This window comes from Streptomyces sp. Rer75 (genome assembly GCF_013414305.1).
GTDB lineage: Bacteria > Actinomycetota > Actinomycetes > Streptomycetales > Streptomycetaceae > Streptomyces > Streptomyces himastatinicus.
On the sequence record NZ_CP058693.1, the window covers coordinates 5,752,298 to 5,774,381 of the forward strand.

Annotated in this window: 16 protein-coding genes and 1 tRNA gene; 16 read left to right on the forward strand and 1 reads right to left on the reverse strand. The window is 67.7% G+C overall.

Translation table 11 applies throughout. The features are described from left to right. Nucleotides 1-155: 155 nt before the first annotated feature. The 16 genes from HYQ63_RS24695 to HYQ63_RS24770 all read left to right on the forward strand — a co-directional run bounded on the left by HYQ63_RS24695 (nt 156) and on the right by HYQ63_RS24770 (nt 19,841). Nucleotides 156-228 (forward strand) — tRNA-Trp (locus HYQ63_RS24695). Nucleotides 229-337: 109 nt separating this feature from the next. Further along, nucleotides 338-631, forward strand: coding sequence for a preprotein translocase subunit SecE (secE, locus tag HYQ63_RS24700; RefSeq protein ID WP_009715901.1), 294 nt, complete (start codon nt 338-340; stop codon nt 629-631). Between the two features lie 79 nt (nt 632-710). Then, nucleotides 711-1,541: a transcription termination/antitermination protein NusG gene (gene nusG, locus HYQ63_RS24705; RefSeq protein WP_179935974.1), complete on the forward strand. Its 831-nt coding sequence runs from the start codon at nt 711-713 to the stop codon at nt 1,539-1,541. Nucleotides 1,542-1,708: 167 nt separating this feature from the next. After that, nucleotides 1,709-2,143 (forward strand): 50S ribosomal protein L11, encoded by a 435-nt coding sequence (gene rplK / locus HYQ63_RS24710; RefSeq protein WP_009715899.1) that lies wholly within the window; start codon nt 1,709-1,711, stop codon nt 2,141-2,143. A gap of 80 nt (nt 2,144-2,223) precedes the next feature. Then, complete coding sequence (gene rplA, locus HYQ63_RS24715) at nt 2,224-2,943, forward strand: 50S ribosomal protein L1 (protein ID WP_179935976.1); 720 nt, start codon at nt 2,224-2,226, stop codon at nt 2,941-2,943. 184 nt (nt 2,944-3,127) lie between these two features. Continuing rightward, nucleotides 3,128-3,967: a hypothetical protein gene (locus tag HYQ63_RS24720; protein ID WP_179935978.1), complete on the forward strand. Its 840-nt coding sequence runs from the start codon at nt 3,128-3,130 to the stop codon at nt 3,965-3,967. Between the two features lie 285 nt (nt 3,968-4,252). Further along, complete coding sequence (gene rplJ / locus HYQ63_RS24725) at nt 4,253-4,816, forward strand: 50S ribosomal protein L10 (protein WP_123107885.1); 564 nt, start codon at nt 4,253-4,255, stop codon at nt 4,814-4,816. An 84-nt stretch (nt 4,817-4,900) separates the two neighbouring features. Then, on the forward strand, nt 4,901-5,290 hold the full coding sequence (rplL, locus tag HYQ63_RS24730; protein WP_179935980.1) for a 50S ribosomal protein L7/L12: 390 nt from the start codon (nt 4,901-4,903) through the stop codon (nt 5,288-5,290). A 563-nt stretch (nt 5,291-5,853) separates the two neighbouring features. Beyond that, entirely contained in the window at nt 5,854-9,336 is a 3,483-nt protein-coding gene (gene rpoB, locus HYQ63_RS24735) for a DNA-directed RNA polymerase subunit beta (RefSeq protein WP_123107883.1), read from the forward strand. A 99-nt stretch (nt 9,337-9,435) separates the two neighbouring features. Next, nucleotides 9,436-13,335 (forward strand): DNA-directed RNA polymerase subunit beta', encoded by a 3,900-nt coding sequence (locus HYQ63_RS24740; RefSeq protein WP_179935982.1) that lies wholly within the window; start codon nt 9,436-9,438, stop codon nt 13,333-13,335. A 355-nt stretch (nt 13,336-13,690) separates the two neighbouring features. Next, nucleotides 13,691-14,062: a 30S ribosomal protein S12 gene (gene rpsL / locus HYQ63_RS24745; RefSeq protein WP_014054153.1), complete on the forward strand. Its 372-nt coding sequence runs from the start codon at nt 13,691-13,693 to the stop codon at nt 14,060-14,062. Nucleotides 14,063-14,064: 2 nt separating this feature from the next. Beyond that, the gene (gene rpsG / locus HYQ63_RS24750; RefSeq protein WP_014178748.1) at nt 14,065-14,535 is read left to right on the forward strand and encodes a 30S ribosomal protein S7; all 471 of its coding nucleotides are present in this window, start codon (nt 14,065-14,067) and stop codon (nt 14,533-14,535) included. 39 nt (nt 14,536-14,574) lie between these two features. Then, the gene (fusA, locus tag HYQ63_RS24755) at nt 14,575-16,695 is read left to right on the forward strand and encodes an elongation factor G (protein ID WP_123107881.1); all 2,121 of its coding nucleotides are present in this window, start codon (nt 14,575-14,577) and stop codon (nt 16,693-16,695) included. A gap of 227 nt (nt 16,696-16,922) precedes the next feature. Further along, on the forward strand, nt 16,923-18,116 hold the full coding sequence (tuf, locus tag HYQ63_RS24760; RefSeq protein ID WP_123107880.1) for an elongation factor Tu: 1,194 nt from the start codon (nt 16,923-16,925) through the stop codon (nt 18,114-18,116). A gap of 128 nt (nt 18,117-18,244) precedes the next feature. Then, complete coding sequence (locus tag HYQ63_RS24765) at nt 18,245-18,769, forward strand: hypothetical protein (protein ID WP_179935984.1); 525 nt, start codon at nt 18,245-18,247, stop codon at nt 18,767-18,769. Continuing rightward, nucleotides 18,762-19,841 (forward strand): SRPBCC family protein, encoded by a 1,080-nt coding sequence (locus tag HYQ63_RS24770; protein ID WP_179935986.1) that lies wholly within the window; start codon nt 18,762-18,764, stop codon nt 19,839-19,841. Before HYQ63_RS24765 ends, HYQ63_RS24770 begins: the two co-directional genes overlap by 8 nt. 67 nt (nt 19,842-19,908) lie before the next feature. Here the strand turns inward: HYQ63_RS24770 and HYQ63_RS24775 are convergent, their stop codons facing one another. After that, entirely contained in the window at nt 19,909-22,077 is a 2,169-nt protein-coding gene (locus tag HYQ63_RS24775; protein WP_257232069.1) for a PIG-L family deacetylase, read from the reverse strand. Nucleotides 22,078-22,084 lie beyond the last annotated feature (7 nt).

The window sequence follows — 22,084 nt, forward strand, 5'->3', positions numbered from 1 at the left end:
CTCCTGCGGAACCCGAGCGGAGCGCACGGGCGCTTCTCGTTCGACGCCTGGCCGTCAAGCACGTACACTCAACCGTCGTTGGCCGCTCAACAGACGCATCCGACCCGCACACTCCGTGCAGCGGGATGGATGCGGTAGGTTGGGGGTTGCCGCAAAGGGTCGTAGCTCAATTGGTAGAGCACTGGTCTCCAAAACCAGCGGTTGGGGGTTCAAGTCCCTCCGGCCCTGCTACACGCACTTGATCGCCAGGGTGCGTGCATGCGTACGCAAGGACAAGCACCGCTGTGCGGCCGGGCCGGACGCGGCACGGCCACGACCCGGATTCAGGTGAGGACGAGTGACGGAAGCCCTTGGCTCCACCGCGACGCCTGAGAGCGGTCGTCCCGACGAGGACGAGGTGGCGACCAAGAAGGGCCGCCGTGGTGGCAAGCGCGCGAAGAAGGGGCCTTTCGGCCGGCTCGCGCTGTTCTACCGCCAGATCATCGCCGAGCTGCGCAAGGTCGTGTGGCCCACGCGCAGCCAGCTGTCGACGTACACCAGTGTGGTGATCGTCTTCGTGCTGATCATGATCGGCATCGTGACCGTGATTGACTATGGGTTCAACAACGCCATCAAGTACGTCTTTGGCTGAGACCCCGCGGAGGGCGGCCGCGTCCCGGCAGTGCCCTTTCGCACGTTCCACCCCTTGAAGCCAGGAAGAAGCAGCCACCGTGTCTGACCCGAACCTGAACGACGCCGCCGAGCCCGTCGAGTCCCGTGAGGACGAGCTCGACATCGTCGAGGCGGCGGACTCCGACCAGGCTGAAGCCGCCGACGCCGCCGCGGGTGAGCCCGCCGAGACGGCCGCGCTGCACGTCGAGGACGAGGCCGAGGCCGCCGTCGAGGTCGCCGAGGACGAGGCAGCGGAGGTTGCCGAGGCCGAGGTCGACCCGATCGAGGCCCTCCGCGAGGAGCTGCGCGGGCTGCCCGGCGAGTGGTACGTGATCCACACCTACGCGGGCTACGAGAAGCGCGTGAAGGCCAACCTGGAGCAGCGTGCCGTCTCGCTGAACGTCGAGGACTTCATCTACCAGGCCGAGGTCCCCGAAGAAGAGATCGTCCAGATCAAGAACGGCGAGCGGAAGAACGTCCGTCAGAACAAGCTCCCCGGCTATGTGCTGGTGCGCATGGACCTGACGAACGAGTCCTGGGGCGTCGTGCGGAACACCCCGGGCGTCACCGGCTTCGTCGGCAACGCCTACGACCCGTACCCGCTGACCCTGGACGAGATCGTCAAGATGCTCGCCCCGGAGGCCGAGGAGAAGGCCGCCAAGGCCACCGCCGAGGAGGGCGGCGCCCCGGCGCCCAGCCGCAAGGTCGAGGTCCAGGTGCTGGACTTCGAGGTGGGCGACTCGGTCACGGTCACCGACGGCCCGTTCGCCACGCTCCAGGCCACGATCAACGAGATCAACGCCGACTCGAAGAAGGTCAAGGGCCTGGTCGAGATCTTCGGCCGGGAGACCCCGGTCGAGCTGAGCTTCGACCAGATCCAGAAGAACTGACGCCTCTTCCGCACCCTTCCGACAGGTCAGATCGGGCCCTTCCGGGGCCGGTCTGACCTGCTCGGTTTCAGGCCGCACACCTATACCCGTTATCGTTGTGCGGTATGCCTCCATCCGGATGACCCGGAGTGGGGGCGGACCACCTCTCACTAGGACCCGGAGAGAGCATGCCTCCCAAGAAGAAGAAGGTCACGGGGCTGATCAAGCTCCAGATCCAGGCCGGTGCCGCCAACCCGGCCCCGCCGGTCGGCCCCGCGCTGGGTCAGCACGGCGTCAACATCATGGAGTTCTGCAAGGCCTACAACGCCGCGACCGAGTCGCAGCGTGGCATGGTCGTGCCGGTGGAGATCACGGTCTACGAGGACCGTTCCTTCACCTTCATCACCAAGACGCCGCCGGCCGCGAAGCTCATCCTCAAGGCCGCGGGCGTGGAGAAGGGCTCCGGCGAGCCGCACAAGACCAAGGTCGCCAAGATCACCCGCGACCAGGTCCGCGACATCGCCACCACCAAGATGCCCGACCTGAACGCCAACGACCTGGACGCCGCCGAGAAGATCATCGCCGGCACCGCCCGCTCCATGGGCATCACGGTCGAGGGCTGACAGCCACCCCGTAGCACCACCGTGGCAGGACCAATGCGCGGTCCGGACCACGACTCCGAACACAGACATCAGGAGCAGTAGTGAGCAAGCGCAGCAAGGCCCTCCGCGCTGCGGACGCCAAGATCGACCGGGAGCGCACCTACGCCCCGCTCGAGGCCGTCCGTCTCGCCAAGGACACCTCCCCGAGCAAGTTCGACGCGACCGTCGAGGTCGCCATGCGCCTGGGCGTCGACCCGCGCAAGGCCGACCAGATGGTCCGCGGCACCGTGAACCTGCCGCACGGCACCGGTAAGACCGCCCGGGTCCTGGTCTTCGCGACCGGTGACCGTGCTGCGGCCGCGGAGGCCGCCGGCGCCGACATCGTCGGCTCCGACGAGCTCATCGACGAGGTGTCCAAGGGCCGCCTGGACTTCGACGCCGTCGTCGCCACCCCGGACCTCATGGGCAAGGTCGGCCGCCTCGGCCGGGTGCTCGGTCCGCGTGGTCTGATGCCGAACCCGAAGACCGGCACCGTCACCCCGGACGTGGCCAAGGCCGTCACGGACATCAAGGGCGGCAAGATCGAGTTCCGCGTCGACAAGCACGCCAACCTGCACTTCATCATCGGCAAGGTGTCGTTCGGCGAGGCGCAGCTGGTGGAGAACTACGCCGCGGCGCTCGAGGAGATCAACCGTCTCAAGCCGTCCGCCGCGAAGGGCCGCTACATCAAGAAGGCGAGCCTGAGCACGACGATGGGCCCCGGCATCCCGCTGGACGCCAACCGCACGCGCAACCTGCTGGTCGAGGAAGAGGCCGTCTGAGCCTTTCCCTGACCGGAACCGCCGGGCCCCCGCATCTCGTGATGAGGTGCGGGGGCCCGGCGCGTTGCTGTCGGCGGGTCACTATAAGGTTCGACGGACAGTCGTAAAAGAAAAATAAGGGGGAACCGTGCGCGGTACTCATGTGGGTGTGCGATGCGTGATCGCGGCCTGTGGCGTTGTTCTGATGGCCGGACTCACCGCGTGCGGGAGCGACAAGTCCGATGAGGGCAAGGCGAGCGACAAGACCGGCGACAACGGCGGCCAGTCGGTCGGCAGCCCGCTGGCGGCCCTGAAGCTCGCCTCGCAGCGCACGGACCAGCAGCACTCGGCCAAGGTCGAGGGCACCACCCAGAACGGCACGCAGACCGCCGAGATGTCCGGCGCCATGGACTGGGCGGACGGCATGAACGCCACCATGACCATCACGCAGAAGGGCGGGGCCATAGCCTCCAGCCCGATCGCGGGCAAGCCCCTCCAGGCCCGGTACACGCCCGACGCGATGTTCATGAACATGGGCGACGAGTTCGCCCAGCAGGCGGGCGGCGGCAAGCACTGGATCAAGTACGACTACGACGCGCTGGCCGAGAAGGCGGGCGCCTCCGGTGCCTTCCTCAAGGACCAGATGCAGAACAACAACCCGTCGCGCTCGGTGCAGCTGCTGATGGCCTCGGGCAAGGTCAAGAAGGTCGGCTCGGAGAGCGTGAAGGGTGCCGAGACCACCCACTACACGGGCACGGTCGAGGTCTCCGAGCTGGCCAAGATGCAGTCCACCGACCTGAGCCGGTCGGACCTGGACGCCCTCCAGAAGCAGATGGAGCAGTCCGGCATGAAGACCGAGACCATCGATCTGTGGATCGACAACAAGAACCTGCTGGTCAAGAAGCGTGAGCAGGCCAAGAGCAACAACGGCGGGTACGACTCGACGGTCTTCTACTCGGACTACGGCACCAAGGTCACCGTCGAGGAGCCGTCGTCCTCGGACACCATCAGCTTCGATGAGATGGCGGGCACGCCCCGCAGCTGATGTGCCCGTAGCTGATTTGCCCGGCCGCGGCCCGTTCGCGTAATCTGCTTCAGAAGCCAAAGACCGCTGGTTGTCGCTGTGCCTCCGCAAGGGGATACGGCGGCTGAAGGATCCGCTAGCTGCGGACGGCCCGCGTAGGTGACTGTGGTGAGAACTCCCGAACGGGCCGTGTGTCCGTGCGGTCGAGTCACGCCCCGTGCGCCTGCGCCGGGGCGTTTTCGTGTTGTTCAGTCTCCTTCCTTCAGGCCGATGCGGTCCTCATCACCCGGAAGGAGGCCGAGGCTCATGGCGAGTCCCGACAAGGTCGACGCCGTCGACGAGATGCGGGAGAAGTTCAGCACCTCGAACGGCGCCGTTGTGACCGCGTACACCGGTCTCACCGTCGCACAGCTCAAGGAGCTGCGCCGTTCGCTCGGTGAGAACGCCCAGTACCGTGTGGTGAAGAACACGCTGACCAAGATCGCGGCCAACGAGGCCGGGATCAACCAGATCGACGACCTCTTCGTGGGTTCGTCGGCCGTCGCCTTCGTGACCGGTGACCCGGTCGAGGCGGCGAAGGGTCTCCGTGACTTCGCCAAGGACAACCCCGCTCTCGTCATCAAGGGCGGTGTCCTTGATGGCAAGGCGCTGTCCGCCGACGAGATCAAGAAGCTCGCGGACCTCGAGTCCCGCGAGGTGCTGCTCTCCAAGCTGGCGGGCGCCATGAAGGCCAAGCAGTCCCAGGCTGCCGCGCTCTTCCAGGCCCCGCTCTCGAAGTTCATCCGCACCGCGGAGGCGCTTCGGGCCAAGGTTGACGAGCAGGGCGGTGCCGGCGAGCCGGCTCCCGCCGAGGCCGAGGCCGCCGAGTAACTCGGCCCCGGTCGCAGCGGGCCCGGAAGAAGCCCGCCACCATTTTCATCCGGCACCTGCCGAACTAGTGGAAGGACCGCCATCATGGCGAAGCTCAGCCAGGACGACCTGCTCGCGCAGTTCGAGGAGATGACCCTCATCGAGCTCTCCGAGTTCGTGAAGGCCTTCGAGGAGAAGTTCGACGTCACCGCCGCCGCCCCGGCCGCCGTCGTCGCCGCCGGTGCCCCGGGTGCCCCGGCCGCCGCCGAGGCCGAGGAGGAGAAGGACGAGTTCGACGTCATCCTCACCGGCGCCGGCGACAAGAAGATCCAGGTCATTAAGGTCGTGCGCGAGCTGACCTCCCTGGGTCTGAAGGAGGCCAAGGACCTCGTCGACGGCACCCCGAAGCCGGTCCTCGAGAAGGTCAACAAGGAGGCCGCTGACAAGGCCGCCGAGTCCCTCAAGGGCGCCGGCGCCTCCGTCGAGGTCAAGTGATCTCACGGGTCGGATGACCCGCTGTGCCGTGAGGGCGATCACCCGTTGGGGTGGTCGCCCTTCGGTGTTCTTGTGACGGCTACGCTGACATCCCGGTTCCGGCAGGTATGGTGATCTTCGTTGCCCGTCGCCACGCCCTGTGACGATCTCGCCGGAGTGGGGGGCCTTGACGAACGGCACGCAGCGCGCAATTCTCGGGACGCGACGTCACACGATCCGTAAGTCCGAGGCATGGATCGTCGGCGAAGCGGGCAGTATCGATATGCGCTGGCGAAGCGCGGTCGTCGCCGACCAGGCGGGGTGAAGGACAACGAGGGGCATGCCCCCTCACCGGAGGGAGAGATTGGCGCTGCCGGTCTCAGAAACTCGGCGCTGGACATCAGTGTGCCAAGTGGCTACACTGACCCTTTGCGCTGCCTGTTAGCTGCTCCCTGCCCGTCACCAGGGGCATACCCACCTTTGAGCACTGCCGATGAAAATACCCTGACCAGGGATTTCATCCATGGGTTCGCGGTGGGACCGGTACGCGCGTAGTGAGTCCGAGCCCTCGGAAGGACCCCCTCTTGGCCGCCTCGCGCAACGCCTCGACTGCCAATACGAACAATGGCGCCAGCACCGCCCCGCTGCGCATCTCCTTTGCGAAGATCAAGGAGCCTCTCGAGGTTCCGAACCTCCTTGCACTGCAGACCGAGAGCTTCGATTGGCTGCTCGGCAATGCCGCCTGGAAGGCTCGCGTCGAGGCTGCGCTGGACAGCGGTCAGGACGTCCCCACCAAGTCCGGTCTGGAAGAGATCTTCGAGGAGATCTCCCCGATCGAGGACTTCTCCGGGTCGATGTCCCTGACCTTCCGTGATCACCGCTTCGAGCCGCCGAAGAACTCGATCGACGAGTGCAAGGAGCGCGACTTCACGTACGCCGCGCCGCTCTTCGTCACCGCCGAGTTCACCAACAACGAGACCGGTGAGATCAAGTCCCAGACGGTCTTCATGGGCGACTTCCCGCTCATGACCCCGAAGGGCACCTTCTGCATCAACGGCACCGAGCGTGTCGTCGTCTCGCAGCTGGTCCGCTCGCCGGGTGTGTACTTCGACTCCTCCATCGACAAGACGTCCGACAAGGACATCTTCTCCGCCAAGATCATCCCGTCCCGGGGTGCCTGGCTGGAGATGGAGATCGACAAGCGCGACATGGTCGGCGTCCGCATCGACCGCAAGCGCAAGCAGTCCGTCACCGTCCTGCTCAAGGCGCTCGGCTGGACCACCGAGCAGATCCTCGAGGAGTTCGGCGAGTACGAGTCCATGCGCGCCACCCTGGAGAAGGACCACACCCAGGGCCAGGACGACGCGCTGCTCGACATCTACCGCAAGCTGCGCCCGGGCGAGCCGCCGACGCGTGAGGCCGCCCAGACGCTGCTGGAGAACCTGTACTTCAACCCGAAGCGCTACGACCTCGCCAAGGTCGGCCGCTACAAGGTCAACAAGAAGCTCGGCGCGGACGCCCCCCTCGACGCCGGCGTGCTGACCACCGACGATGTCATCGCGACCATCAAGTACCTGGTCAAGCTGCACGCGGGCGAGACCGAGACGGTCGGCGAGGCCGGCGACATGATCGTCGTCGAGACCGACGACATCGACCACTTCGGCAACCGCCGCCTGCGGAACGTCGGCGAGCTGATCCAGAACCAGGTCCGCACCGGTCTGGCCCGTATGGAGCGCGTCGTCCGCGAGCGGATGACCACCCAGGACGTCGAGGCGATCACGCCGCAGACCCTGATCAACATCCGGCCGGTCGTCGCCTCCATCAAGGAGTTCTTCGGCACCAGCCAGCTGTCGCAGTTCATGGACCAGACCAACCCGCTGTCGGGTCTGACCCACAAGCGCCGTCTGTCGGCGCTGGGCCCGGGTGGTCTGAGCCGTGAGCGGGCCGGCTTCGAGGTCCGTGACGTGCACCCCTCGCACTACGGCCGCATGTGCCCGATCGAGACGCCGGAAGGCCCGAACATCGGTCTGATCGGCTCGCTCGCCTCGTACGGCCGGGTCAACGCGTTCGGCTTCGTCGAGACCCCGTACCGCAAGGTCCACGAGGGTGTCGTCACCGACAAGGTGGACTTCCTCACCGCCGACGAGGAAGACCGCTTCGTCATCGCCCAGGCGAACGCGCCGCTGGCCGAGGACAACACCTACGCCGAGAACCGCGTCCTGGTCCGCCGCCGTGGCGGTGAGGTCGACTACGTGCCCGGCTCCGAGGTCGACTACATGGACGTCTCGCCGCGCCAGATGGTGTCGGTCGCGACCGCCATGATCCCCTTCCTCGAGCACGACGACGCCAACCGCGCGCTCATGGGCTCGAACATGATGCGTCAGGCCGTGCCGCTGATCAAGGCGGAGTCCCCGCTGGTCGGCACCGGCATGGAGTACCGCTGCGCGGTCGACGCCGGCGACGTCATCAAGGCCGAGAAGGACGGTGTCGTCCAGGAGGTCTCCGCCGACTACGTGACGGTGGCCAACGACGACGGCACCTACACCACCTACCGGATCGCCAAGTTCTCCCGCTCCAACCAGGGCACCTCCTTCAACCAGAAGGTCGTCGTCGACGAGGGCGCCCGCGTCGTCACCGGCCAGGTCCTGGCCGACGGCCCGTCCACCGAGGACGGCGAGATGGCGCTCGGCAAGAACCTCCTCGTGGCGTTCATGCCGTGGGAGGGCCACAACTACGAAGACGCGATCATCCTCAGCCAGCGGCTGGTCCAGGACGACGTCCTCTCCTCGATCCACATCGAGGAGCACGAGGTCGACGCCCGGGACACCAAGCTCGGCCCCGAGGAGATCACCCGGGACATCCCGAACGTCTCCGAGGAGGTCCTGGCCGACCTCGACGAGCGCGGCATCATCCGCATCGGCGCCGAGGTCATCGCCGGGGACATCCTGGTCGGCAAGGTCACCCCGAAGGGTGAGACCGAGCTGACCCCGGAGGAGCGCCTGCTGCGCGCGATCTTCGGTGAGAAGGCCCGTGAGGTCCGTGACACCTCGCTGAAGGTGCCGCACGGCGAGACCGGCAAGGTCATCGGCGTCCGCGTCTTCGACCGCGAGGAGGGCGACGAGCTGCCCCCGGGCGTGAACCAGCTGGTCCGCGTCTACGTCGCGCAGAAGCGCAAGATCACCGACGGTGACAAGCTCGCCGGCCGCCACGGCAACAAGGGCGTCATCTCGAAGATCCTGCCGGTCGAGGACATGCCGTTCCTGGAGGACGGCACCCCGGTCGACATCATCCTCAACCCGCTGGGTGTCCCGTCCCGAATGAACCCGGGACAGGTGCTGGAGATCCACCTCGGCTGGCTGGCCTCCCGCGGCTGGAAGGTCGAGGGCTCCGAGGAGTGGATGCAGCGGCTGAAGGCGATCGGCGCGGACGAGGTCCAGCCCGGCACCAACGTCGCGACCCCGGTCTTCGACGGCGCCCGCGAGGACGAGATCGCCGGTCTCTTCGAGTCGACGATCCCGAACCGCGACGGTGACCGCCTGGTCCAGCCCTCCGGCAAGGCCCGGCTCTTCGACGGCCGCTCCGGCGAGCCGTTCCCGGACCCGATCTCGGTCGGCTTCATGTACATCCTCAAGCTGCACCACCTGGTGGACGACAAGCTGCACGCCCGGTCCACCGGCCCGTACTCGATGATCACCCAGCAGCCGCTGGGCGGTAAGGCTCAGTTCGGTGGCCAGCGCTTCGGAGAGATGGAGGTGTGGGCGCTGGAGGCTTACGGCGCCGCGTACGCCCTCCAGGAGCTGCTGACCATCAAGTCCGACGACGTCACCGGCCGCGTGAAGGTCTACGAGGCCATCGTCAAGGGCGAGAACATCCCCGAGCCCGGCATCCCCGAGTCCTTCAAGGTGCTCATCAAGGAGATGCAGTCCCTGTGCCTCAACGTGGAGGTGCTGTCCAGCGACGGCATGTCCATCGAGATGCGCGACACCGACGAGGACGTCTTCCGCGCTGCGGAGGAGCTCGGCATCGACCTGTCGCGGCGCGAGCCGAGCAGCGTCGAAGAGGTCTGACGGGTCTGGCCGGGGCGGTTCGTACGCACCCGCCCCGGCCTCTCCCCGGACCCCCAGTCAGACCCGAAGACACGACCCTGAAAGAGGGATTGACGACAAGTGCTCGACGTCAACTTCTTCGACGAGCTGCGGATCGGCCTCGCCACTGCTGACGACATCCGTCAGTGGTCCCACGGCGAGGTCAAGAAGCCGGAGACCATCAACTACCGCACCCTGAAGCCCGAAAAGGACGGACTCTTCTGCGAGAAGATCTTCGGTCCGACCCGGGACTGGGAGTGCTACTGCGGCAAGTACAAGCGCGTCCGCTTCAAGGGCATCATCTGTGAGCGCTGTGGCGTCGAGGTCACCCGCGCCAAGGTGCGCCGTGAGCGGATGGGCCACATCGAGCTGGCCGCTCCCGTCACCCACATCTGGTACTTCAAGGGCGTGCCCAGCCGTCTGGGCTACCTGCTCGACCTCGCCCCGAAGGACCTCGAAAAGGTCATCTACTTCGCCGCCTACATGATCACGTGGGTGGACGAGGAGCGCCGCACGCGCGACCTGCCGTCGCTGGAGGCCCACGTCTCCGTCGAGCGCCAGCAGATCGAGCAGCGCCGCGACGCCGACCTGGAGGCCCGCGCCAAGAAGCTCGAGGCGGACCTCGCCGACCTGGAGGCCGAGGGCGCCAAGGCCGATGTGCGCCGCAAGGTGCGCGAGGGCGCCGAGCGCGAGATGAAGCAGCTGCGCGACCGCGCCCAGCGCGAGATCGACCGTCTCGACGAGGTGTGGAACCGCTTCAAGAGCCTCAAGGTCCAGGACCTGGAGGGCGACGAGCTGCTCTACCGCGAGCTGCGTGACCGCTTCGGCACGTACTTCATGGGCGGTATGGGCGCGGCCGCGCTCCAGAAGCGCCTGGAGTCCTTCGACCTCGACGAGGAGGCCGAGAAGCTCCGCGAGATCATCCGGACCGGCAAGGGCCAGAAGAAGACCCGTGCGCTCAAGCGCCTCAAGGTCGTCTCCGCCTTCCTCCAGACCCGCAACAGCCCCAACGGCATGGTGCTGGACTGCATCCCGGTGATCCCGCCGGACCTGCGTCCGATGGTGCAGCTGGACGGTGGCCGCTTCGCGACCTCCGACCTGAACGACCTGTACCGCCGTGTGATCAACCGGAACAACCGCCTCAAGCGTCTGCTCGACCTCGGTGCCCCCGAGATCATCGTGAACAACGAGAAGCGGATGCTCCAGGAGGCCGTCGACGCGCTGTTCGACAACGGCCGCCGCGGTCGCCCGGTCACCGGTCCCGGTAACCGTCCGCTGAAGTCCCTCAGCGACATGCTGAAGGGTAAGCAGGGCCGGTTCCGTCAGAACCTGCTCGGTAAGCGTGTCGACTACTCGGCCCGTTCCGTCATCGTCGTCGGCCCGCAGCTGAAGCTGCACCAGTGCGGTCTGCCCAAGGCCATGGCGCTGGAGCTGTTCAAGCCGTTCGTGATGAAGCGCCTGGTGGACCTCAACCACGCGCAGAACATCAAGTCGGCGAAGCGCATGGTCGAGCGCGGACGCACCGTCGTGTACGACGTGCTCGAAGAGGTCATCGCCGAGCACCCGGTGCTGCTGAACCGTGCGCCGACCCTGCACCGCCTCGGCATCCAGGCCTTCGAGCCGCAGCTGGTCGAGGGCAAGGCCATTCAGATTCACCCGCTCGTCTGCACCGCGTTCAACGCGGACTTCGACGGTGACCAGATGGCCGTGCACCTGCCGCTGTCCGCGGAGGCCCAGGCCGAGGCCCGCATCCTGATGCTGTCCTCGAACAACATCCTCAAGCCGGCCGACGGCCGGCCGGTGACCATGCCGACCCAGGACATGGTGCTGGGTCTGTTCTTCCTCACCACCGACGAGGAGGAGCGCGAGGTCAAGGGCGAGGGCCGGTCCTTCGGTTCGGTCGCCGAGGCGATCATGGCGTTCGACGCCCGGGAGCTGTCGCTCCAGGCGAAGATCGACATCCGCTTCCCGATCGGCACCGTCCCGCCCCGCGGCTGGACCCCGCCGGTTCCCGAGGAGGGCGAGCCCGCCTGGCAGCAGGGCGACAGCTTCCGGCTGCGCACCACGCTGGGCCGTGCGCTCTTCAACGAGCTGCTGCCCGAGGACTACCCGTTCGTCGACTACTCGGTGGGCAAGAAGCAGCTCTCCGAGATCGTCAACGACCTCGCCGAGCGCTACCCCAAGGTCATCGTCGCGGCGACCCTGGACAACCTGAAGGCGGCCGGTTTCCACTGGGCCACCCGCTCCGGTGTCACCGTCGCCATCTCCGACGTGGTCGTGCCCGAGGCCAAGAAGGCCATCATCACGGGCTACGAGGCGCAGGACGAGAAGGTCCAGAAGCAGTACGAGCGCGGTCTGATCACCAAGGACGAGCGCACCCAGGAACTCATCGCGATCTGGACCAAGGCGACCAACGAGGTCGCCGAGGCGATGAACGCGAACTTCCCGAAGACCAACCCGATCTTCATGATGGTCGACTCGGGCGCGCGCGGAAACATGATGCAGATGCGTCAGATCGCCGGTATGCGTGGTCTGGTGTCCAACGCGAAGAACGAGACCATCCCGCGGCCCATTAAGGCGTCGTTCCGTGAGGGTCTCTCCGTGCTGGAGTACTTCATCTCCACCCACGGTGCCCGTAAGGGTCTCGCGGACACCGCCCTGCGTACCGCCGACTCGGGTTACCTGACCCGTCGTCTGGTGGACGTCTCGCAGGACGTGATCATTCGCGAGGAGGACTGCGGCACCGAGCGCGGTCTCAAGCTCGCGATCGCGACCACGGGCGCGGACGGCGTGCTGCGCAAGACGGAGGACGTCGAGACCAGCGTGTACGCGCGCTGCCTCGCCGAGGACATCGTCGTGGACGGGAAGGTCCTGGCCCCGGCCGGCACCGACCTGGGCGACGTGCTCATCGACGAGCTGGTCCGGCACGGCGTCGGGACGGTCAAGACCCGTTCGGTGCTCACCTGCGAGTCCGCCGTCGGCACCTGCGCCATGTGCTACGGCCGCTCGCTGGCGACCGGCAAGCTGGTGGACATCGGCGAGGCCGTCGGCATCATCGCCGCCCAGTCCATCGGTGAGCCCGGCACCCAGCTGACGATGCGTACCTTCCACACCGGTGGTGTGGCCGGTGACGACATCACCCAGGGTCTGCCGCGTGTCGTCGAGCTCTTCGAGGCCCGTACGCCCAAGGGCGTCGCGCCGATCTCGGAGGCGGCCGGCCGCGTCCGGATCGAGGAGACCGAGAAGACCAAGAAGATCGTCGTCACCCCGGACGACGGCTCCGACGAGACCGCCTACGGCGTCTCCAAGCGGGCCCGTCTGCTGGTGGGCGAGGGCGACCACGTCGAGGTCGGCCAGGCGCTGACCGTGGGTGCCACCAACCCGCACGACGTGCTGCGCATCCTCGGCCAGCGCGCCGTCCAGGTGCACCTGGTCGGCGAGGTCCAGAAGGTCTACAACTCGCAGGGTGTGTCGATCCACGACAAGCACATCGAGATCATCATCCGGCAGATGCTGCGCCGGGTCACGATCATCGAGTCCGGCGACGCGGAGCTGCTGCCGGGCGAGCTCGTGGAGCGCTCGCGCTTCGAGGGTGAGAACCGTCGTGTGGTCCAGGAAGGCGGCCACCCGGCCTCCGGCCGTCCGCAGCTGATGGGTATCACCAAGGCCTCGCTGGCGACCGAGTCCTGGCTGTCGGCGGCGTCCTTCCAGGAGACGACCCGGGTGCTCACCGACGCGGCGATCAACGCCAAGTCGGACTCCCTGATCGGCCTCAAGGAGAACGTCATCATCGGTAAGCTCATCCCGGCCGGTACGGGCCTGTCCCGCTACCGCAACATCCGGGTCGAGCCGACCGAGGAGGCGAAGGCCGCGATGTACTCGGCCGTCGGCTACGACGACATCGACTACTCGCCCTTCGGCACCGGTTCCGGCCAGGCGGTCCCGCTGGAGGACTACGACTACGGTCCGTACAACCAGTAGGAGCACCCCCGGCTGGGGGTCCGGGGGTTATCCCCCGGGAATTTGCAGCACAGGGCGGTCACCCCATGGCGGGGTGGCCGCCCTGCGGCTATGCTCCGGGTTGGTGTGTCCAGCGCGTGTGCATTTGTTTTGACCGGAGCCGATGCGGTAGGTACGCTCTGACCTTGTGCCTGGGGTGTCCCTGGGCTCCCGTATGCGCTAAGAGCGCTGCCGGGGGGCCGAGGTGTCGACACCAATCAATTCGCACTCTCCTGATATTCGCAGGGGACTGCGGTGCGCGACACACCCGACCGCGTGGGTCGGAGAAACCCCAGGTTAGCTTTATCGAGATCGGCACACAGAAACCGGAGAAACGGTGCCTACGATCCAGCAGCTGGTCCGCAAGGGCCGCCAGGACAAGGTCGAGAAGAACAAGACTCCCGCACTGGCGGGGTCGCCGCAGCGTCGTGGCACGTGCACTCGCGTGTTCACCACGACGCCGAAGAAGCCGAACTCGGCGCTCCGCAAGGTCGCGCGTGTCCGGCTGAGCAGTGGGATCGAGGTCACCGCCTACGTCCCGGGTGAGGGGCACAACCTGCAGGAGCACTCCATCGTGCTCGTGCGCGGCGGTCGTGTGAAGGACCTGCCGGGTGTTCGTTACAAGATCATCCGCGGCTCCCTCGACACGCAGGGCGTCAAGAACCGCAAGCAGGCTCGCAGCCGCTACGGCGCCAAGAAGGAGAAGTAAGAATGCCTCGTAAGGGTCCCGCCCCGAAGCGCCCGGTCATCATCGACCCGGTTTACAACTCTCCTCTGGTGACTTCCCTCATCAACAAGGTCCTGCTGAACGGCAAGCGCTCCACCGCCGAGCGCATTGTCTACGGCGCCATGGAGGGCCTGCGTGAGAAGTCCGGCAACGACCCGGTCATCACGCTCAAGCGCGCGCTGGAGAACGTGAAGCCGACCCTCGAGGTCCGCTCCCGTCGTGTCGGTGGCGCCACCTACCAGGTGCCGGTCGAGGTTCGTCCCGGCCGCTCCTCCACCCTCGCGCTGCGCTGGCTCGTGGGCTACTCCCGCGCCCGTCGTGAGAAGACCATGACCGAGCGTCTGATGAACGAGCTGCTGGACGCCAGCAACGGTCTGGGCGCCTCCGTCAAGCGTCGCGAGGACACCCACAAGATGGCCGAGTCCAACAAGGCCTTCGCGCACTACCGCTGGTAGTCGCTACCCCATCGAGAACCGAGAGAAGACTGAAGCCTTATGGCTACCACTTCACTTGACCTGGCCAAGGTCCGCAATATCGGGATCATGGCCCACATCGACGCGGGCAAGACGACGACCACCGAGCGGATCCTGTTCTACACCGGTGTGAGCTACAAGATCGGTGAGGTCCACGACGGCGCTGCCACGATGGACTGGATGGAGCAGGAGCAGGAGCGCGGCATCACGATCACGTCGGCCGCGACGACCTGTCACTGGCCGCTCGAGGACACCGATCACACGATCAACATCATTGACACCCCGGGGCACGTCGACTTCACCGTCGAGGTGGAGCGCTCGCTGCGCGTCCTCGACGGTGCCGTGACGGTGTTCGACGGTGTGGCCGGCGTGGAGCCGCAGTCCGAGACCGTTTGGCGTCAGGCGGACCGCTACGGCGTTCCGCGGATCTGCTTCGTCAACAAGCTCGACCGCACCGGTGCCGAGTTCCACCGCTGCGTCGACATGATCACGGACCGCCTGGGCGCGGTGCCGCTGGTCATGCAGCTGCCGATCGGCACCGAGGCCGACTTCAAGGGCGTCATCGACCTCGTCACCATGAAGGCGCTGGTCTGGAACATTGAGGCGTCCAAGGGCGAGATGTACGACACCGTCGACATCCCGGACACCCACACCGAGGCCGCCGACGAGTGGCGCGGCAAGCTGCTGGAGACCGTCGCCGAGAACGACGAAGAGATGATGGAGCTGTACCTGGAGGGCGAGGAGCCCTCCGTGGAGCAGCTGTACGCGGCGGTCCGCCGCATCACCATCGCCTCGGGCAAGGGCGGCGGCACCACCGTCACCCCCGTGTTCTGCGGCACCGCGTTCAAGAACAAGGGCGTGCAGCCCCTGCTCGACGCGGTCGTCCGGTACCTGCCGTCGCCGATCGACATCGAGGCGATCGAGGGCCACTCGGTCAAGGACCCCGACGAGGTCATCAAGCGTCGTCCGTCCGAGGACGAGCCGCTGTCGGTCCTGGCGTTCAAGATTGCGAGCGACCCGCACCTCGGGAAGCTCACCTTCATCCGGGTCTACTCGGGCCGCCTCGTGGCCGGCTCGCAGGTCCTGAACTCGGTGAAGGGCAAGAAGGAGCGCATCGGCAAGATCTACCGGATGCACGCGAACAAGCGTGAGGAGATCGAGTCGGTGGGTGCCGGTGACATCGTCGCCGTCATGGGTCTCAAGCAGACCACCACCGGTGAGACGCTCTGCGACTCCTCGAACCCGGTGATCCTCGAGTCCATGGACTTCCCGGCCCCGGTCATCGAGGTGGCCATCGAGCCGAAGTCCAAGGGCGACCAGGAGAAGCTGGCCGTCGCGATCCAGCGGCTTGCCGAGGAGGACCCGTCCTTCCGCGTCAAGACCGATGAGGAGACCGGCCAGACCATCATCTCCGGCATGGGTGAGCTCCACCTCGACGTGCTGGTCGACCGCATGAAGCGCGAGTTCAAGGTCGAGGCCAACGTCGGCAAGCCGCAGGTGGCCTACCGCGAGACGCTGCGCAAGGCGGTCGAGCGGTACGACTACACGCACAAGAAGCAGACTGGTGGTTCCGGCCAGTTCGCCAAGGTGCAGATCGCGCTGGAGCCGCTCGAGGGCGACGGCTACGAGTTCGAGAACAAGGTCACCGGTGGCCGCATCCCGCGGGAGTACATCCCGTCCGTGGACGCGGGCTGCCAGGAGGCCATGGAGTTCGGCGTGCTCGCCGGCTACCCGCTGACCGGCGTCAAGGTCGTGCTTCTCGACGGTGGCTACCACGAGGTCGACTCCTCCGAGATGGCCTTCAAGATCGCCGGTTCGATGGCCTTCAAGGAGGCCGCCCGCAAGGCCAGCCCGGCCCTGCTCGAGCCGATGATGAAGGTCGAGGTCACGACGCCCGAGGACTACATGGGTGACGTGATCGGCGACATCAACTCCCGCCGTGGTCAGATCCAGTCCATGGAGGACCGTAGCGGCGCCAAGCTGGTGATCGGTCTGGTCCCGCTGTCGGAGATGTTCGGCTACGTGGGCGACCTGCGCAGCAAGACCTCTGGCCGCGCCAGCTACTCCATGCAGTTCGACTCCTACGCCGAGGTTCCGCGGAACGTCGCCGAGGAGATCATCGCGAAGGCCAAGGGCGAGTAAGGCGGGTTCATCCGCATTCCTCACCCTTTAGGCTGGAGCAAAAGGCAACGGGTGTTCCGTCGTAGATCGTCCACCGTGACGGTTTACGGCGGGGCCCCGGCCGCCGGCCCCCATAACGAATACGGCGAAGGGCATCCCCCTCGGGGTCCTGGCCGGTTCGGTAAGACCACCTGAACCCGTCCGCAAGGCGCGGATGCGTTACAGAACCACTCCACAGGAGGACCCCAGTGGCGAAGGCGAAGTTCGAGCGGACTAAGCCGCACGTCAACATCGGCACCATCGGTCACATCGACCACGGTAAGACGACCCTTACCGCGGCGATCACCAAGGTGCTGCACGACGCGTTCCCGGACCTGAACGAGGCCTCGGCCTTCGACATGATCGACAAGGCGCCGGAAGAGCGCCAGCGTGGTATTACGATCTCCATCGCGCACGTCGAGTACCAGACCGAGTCGCGTCACTACGCGCACGTTGACTGCCCCGGTCACGCGGACTACATCAAGAACATGATCACCGGTGCCGCGCAGATGGACGGCGCCATCCTCGTGGTCGCCGCCACCGACGGCCCGATGCCGCAGACCAAGGAGCACGTGCTCCTGGCCCGCCAGGTCGGCGTTCCGTACATCGTCGTCGCCCTGAACAAGGCCGACATGGTGGACGACGAGGAGATCCTGGAGCTCGTCGAGCTCGAGGTCCGCGAGCTGCTCTCCGAGTACGAGTTCCCGGGCGACGACGTTCCGGTCGTCAAGGTCTCGGCGCTCAAGGCGCTCGAGGGCGACGCCGAGTGGGGCAAGTCCGTCCTCGACCTGATGAAGGCCGTCGACGACTCCATCCCGAACCCGGAGCGCGACGTCGACAAGCCGTTCCTCATGCCGATCGAGGACGTCTTCACCATCACCGGCCGCGGCACGGTCGTCACCGGCCGTATCGAGCGTGGTGTGCTGAAGGTCAACGAGAACGTCGACATCATCGGCATCAAGAACGAGAAGACCTCGACCACCGTCACCGGTATCGAGATGTTCCGCAAGCTGCTCGACGAGGGCCAGGCCGGTGAGAACGTCGGTCTGCTGCTCCGCGGCATCAAGCGCGAGGACGTCGAGCGCGGCCAGGTCATCATCAAGCCGGGCTCGGTCACCCCGCACACCGAGTTCGAGGCCCAGGCGTACATCCTGTCCAAGGACGAGGGTGGCCGCCACACGCCGTTCTTCAACAACTACCGTCCGCAGTTCTACTTCCGTACCACGGACGTGACGGGCGTTGTGACCCTCCCCGAGGGCACCGAGATGGTCATGCCGGGCGACAACACCGAGATGTCCGTCCAGCTGATCCAGCCGGTCGCCATGGAGGAGGGCCTGAAGTTCGCCATCCGTGAGGGTGGCCGGACCGTCGGCGCCGGTCAGGTCACGAAGATCAACAAGTGATCTGACGCTCTTCGGAGCACGCTCCCCGGAGCACAAGCCCCACTCGCCTTCACACGGCGGGTGGGGCTTTTCCGTATCTGGGTACCCGGCCATCCGCATCGAAGCTGGGTTCGACTTCGGGAGTACGGATGATGACCAACGGCAAGATCGCGGTCGCGGTCGCGGGAGGCTACCTCCTGGGGCGCACCAAAAAGGCGAAACTCGCCCTGGGGCTGGGCATGTTGCTCGCCGGGAAGAAGATCACCCTCGATCCGCAGCAGCTGGCCCGGGCGGTCGCCGACTCCCCGCTGCTGAGCGGGCTGAACGCGCAGGCGCGCAAGGAGCTGGCCGGTGCCGCGAAGACGGCCGCCACCTCGGCCCTGTCCACCCGCATGAACGGTCTCGCCGACTCGCTGCACGACCGCACGCTGAGCCTGCGGGGTGAGGGGGACGAGGAGCGTGCGGACGAGGAGCCCGGGGAGGACGACGAACCGGCCGACGAGGAGAGCGAACGGAAACCGCCGGCGCCACGCCGCAAGCCGCCGCAGGCCAAGGCGGCCAAGACGGCCAAGGCCCCGGCAGGCCGGGCGCGCAAGGCCGCCGCCTCCTCTCCCGGCAAGGCGAAGAAGGCCGTGAAGAAGACCGCGAAGTCCGCGGGGGGCCGCAATGGCTGACACGTTGGGCAAGCTGAAGGACGACATCGTGCGCAGCCCGGCCGCGGACCGCCTCAAGGACGAGCTCCAGAGCTACGTCCAGGCCCGGGCGACTCATGCGCTCACCGGGCTCGGCACCGGTCTCGCCAAGGGCACCCAGGCGCTCGCCGAGGGCAAGCCGCCGGGCCAGGCCGTGCTGAAGGCCGGGGCCTCCCAGCTGAAGGATTCTCTGAAGGACAAGGCCAAGGGGATGTTCGGCAAGGGCCGCGGCAAGAGCGGCGGCGGCAAGTCCAAGAGCGTCACCGTGGTCGAGGACATCGACGTCGGGGTGCCGGTCCGCGAGGCGTACGACCAGTGGACCCAGTTCCAGGAGTTCAGCACCTTCGCCAAGGGCGTCGTCAGCGTCGAGAAGGCCGACGACACCAGCAGCAACTGGAAGGTGAAGGTCGCCAAGTCCACGCGCAGCTGGAAGGCCAACGTCACCGAGCAGGTGCCCGACGAGCGGATCAGCTGGACGACCGAGGGCGCCAAGGGCACCGTCAAGGGCGTCGTCACCTTTCACCCGCTGGGCGACAGCCTCACCCGGGTGCTGCTGGTGCTGGAGTACTTCCCCAAGGGGCTGTTCGAGAAGACCGCCAACATCTGGCGCGCCCAGGGCCGCCGGGCGCGGCTCGACCTCAAGCTCTACCGCAAGTTCATCATGATGCGCGGCGAGGCCACGGACGGCTGGCGCGGCGAGATCCGGGACGGCGAGGTCGTGGTCGACCACGAGACGGCCGTGGCGGAGGAAGAGGAAGAGCGCGACGAAGAGCGCGCCGAAGAGGCCGGGGGAGAGGCCGATGAGCCGCGGGCCGAAGAGGACGACGAGGACGCGGCGTACGAGGACGAGGACGAGCCCGAGGGCGAGGGCGACGAGGCCGAGTTCGTCGACGAGGACGCCGACATCGAGCCCGAGGACGCCGACATCGAGCCCGAGGACGCCGACGTCGAGCCCGAGGAGGAGTACGAGGAGGAGCCCGACGAGCCCGACGAGGCCGAGGAGGACGCCGAGCCCGAGCGCCCGCGGCGGCGCATGGCGGCAGCGCGCCGCTGAGGGCCTGCTGCTCCGGCAACCGCCGGGGCGCCCCGGTCGAGACGACGGGGGCGCCCCGGCGGTGGTGTTACGCCGTCGAGGTCGGGCGCGGGCGCCAGATCCAGGGGGTGGCGTCCGGCGCGACGCCCACCACGCAGGCCCCCTGGTCGGGGTCGGCCAGCAGGGCGGGGGTGCCCACCGGGGTGAGGTGGCCGGGGGAGCGCAGCGGGCGGTCGTCGGGGCCGGTGCCCCACTGGACCTGGACGTCGCCGTCGAGGCTGCGGCCGAGCAGGAGCAGGGTGGCGGCCTTGTCGTCCCCGCTGCCCTTGCCGTCCTTGCCGGGCTCGGGCACGGTGTGCGCGGCGATGGCCCCGTACCCCTCGAAGTGCGGCACCGTGCGGCTTTCCGTGCCGTTTTCCGGGCCGCCCTCCGTGCCGTGGAGGGTGGGCACCGTGGCCGCGGGGGTGCGGTAGACCAGGGAGAGCGTGCCGTCGGGGGCGATCGCGGCGCCGATCTGGTTGCCGCCGGGGCGGGGCAGTCCGGCGGCGGGCCGCAGGGTGACGGGGCCTCCGGGCCGCTCCTGGGACCAGTGGTGCACGGTGTCGCGGCCCGGGGCGACGACATGGGCGCGGCCCTCGCCGTCGACCAGGGCGGTCAGCCCGTCCTGGATTTCCGCGCCGCCGAGCCGCTCCCACGGCCCCCAGCGGCCGTCCGCGCCCCGTACCCGGGTGGCGAGGCCCTTCTCGGCGGTCCGTACGAAGAGGTGGACCTTCCCGTCCGGGGTGGCGACCGCGGTGGGGCAGCCGACGCGGCGGCCGAGTTCGGGGTTGGCCTCGGGGGTGCCGAGCCCGGTCCAGGCGCGGAACGGCCCGTCGGGGCGGCTCTGTTCCAGTGCCACGATCTCGCGCATGTTGGCGCCGCCCTGGCCGTCCAGCGCCGCGAACCGCAGCGCGAGCAGCACGTGGCGTCCCGCGCTGTCGGTCACGGCGCTCAAGGCGGGGGCCAGCGGCCCGCCGCCGAGCCCGAGCGGCGTTCCGAACCGCCCGCTGCCGCGGGCGGTTTCGCGCCACCGGACGGCCTGGGTGCCGAGGACGCCGTACGCGACGAGGCGGCCCTCGCGGTCGGTGGTGGGGGTGGGCAGGGCGCTGGGGTAGCGGTAGTGGGTGGAGCGGATCCAGCCCTTGCGGTTCTTGAGCGGCCGCAGGCCGCCCTGGCTGTAGTCGCCGCAGCCCGCGGAGTCACCGCACTTCCACGCGGGGGAGCCGCCGTACGCCTTGATGACGCGCGCCTTCTGGGCCAGCACGGCGGGCGGCAGATTGTGCGGCCAGCGCTGGTTGTAGTAGCCGCGGAAGGACGTGGTGGTGAAGCGCGGCGCCTCCTTGTCCCGCCGGGTGGACTCGGCGGCCCACTGCGCGATCGCCTTCCAGGTGAACAGCGCGACCGGGGTGTGGTCCCGGTGGTCCGAACAGCCGGGCTGGTCGTTGTCCTTGGGGTGCAGCAGGTCGTGGACCTGGAAGTCGGGGTCGGGGTCGAGGGTGTGGATGAGCGTGGGCCGGTAGCGGTCCATGATCTCGGCGAGCACGTCGACCAGGGTCTGGTGGACGTACGAGCTGGGGTGCTGCACCGGGGAGCCCTCGGCCAGCAGCGTGCGCATGACGGTGCCGGGGGTGTCCCACAGGGCGGGCATGCGTATGTGCCCCTCGGACAGCATGGCGATGTTGAGGAAGATCAGCCGCACCCTGCGGGTGCCGTTGGCGAGGACGTTCGTCTCCGCCTTGACGCCGCCGGGCAGGTTCAGCACCGACCGGTGCCACGGCGTGAACTGGTGCAGCCCCAGCATCTGCGCGTACGCCTGCCGCAGCCCCTGGTGGCGGGCGGCGGAGTACGCGGCCTTGTCCGGCGGCGGCAGCGGCCGCCCGGCGACCCGGTTGAGGCCCAGCGCCTCGCCCGCCGTGACGTACACGCTCACCACGGGGACCCCGGAGCGCAGGACGTGCTCGTTGTCGGGGTTCATGAAGTACAGGTCGTCATCGGGGTGGGCCATGACCTGGAGCAGGGTGGCGCGCTTGTCCCCGGCCGCCGAGGTGAACGGCTCGGCGGCCCCCGGGCGGGTGGTCGTCCGGGCGGGTGCGGCGGGGACGGCGGAAGACCCGGGACGGCCGCTGCATCCGGCGGCAGCGGTGGCGGTGAGGGCCGCCACCGCGGCCAGTGCCTGCCTGCGTGTCGTGCGCGCGGGCAGAGTCCATCGACTGTTCAATTTGGCG

What these genes read in the sequence shown, in the direction of transcription:
- rplL (WP_179935980.1), top strand. Translation starts at nt 4,901, where the DNA reads ATGGCGAAGCTCAGCCAGGACGACCTGCTCGCGCAGTTCGAGGAGATG.
- rplK (WP_009715899.1), top strand. Translation starts at nt 1,709, where the DNA reads ATGCCTCCCAAGAAGAAGAAGGTCACGGGGCTGATCAAGCTCCAGATC.
- HYQ63_RS24765 (WP_179935984.1), top strand. Translation starts at nt 18,245, where the DNA reads ATGATGACCAACGGCAAGATCGCGGTCGCGGTCGCGGGAGGCTACCTC.
- rplJ (WP_123107885.1), top strand. Translation starts at nt 4,253, where the DNA reads ATGGCGAGTCCCGACAAGGTCGACGCCGTCGACGAGATGCGGGAGAAG.
- fusA (WP_123107881.1), top strand. Translation starts at nt 14,575, where the DNA reads ATGGCTACCACTTCACTTGACCTGGCCAAGGTCCGCAATATCGGGATC.
- HYQ63_RS24770 (WP_179935986.1), top strand. Translation starts at nt 18,762, where the DNA reads ATGGCTGACACGTTGGGCAAGCTGAAGGACGACATCGTGCGCAGCCCG.
- rpsG (WP_014178748.1), top strand. Translation starts at nt 14,065, where the DNA reads ATGCCTCGTAAGGGTCCCGCCCCGAAGCGCCCGGTCATCATCGACCCG.
- HYQ63_RS24720 (WP_179935978.1), top strand. Translation starts at nt 3,128, where the DNA reads ATGGCCGGACTCACCGCGTGCGGGAGCGACAAGTCCGATGAGGGCAAG.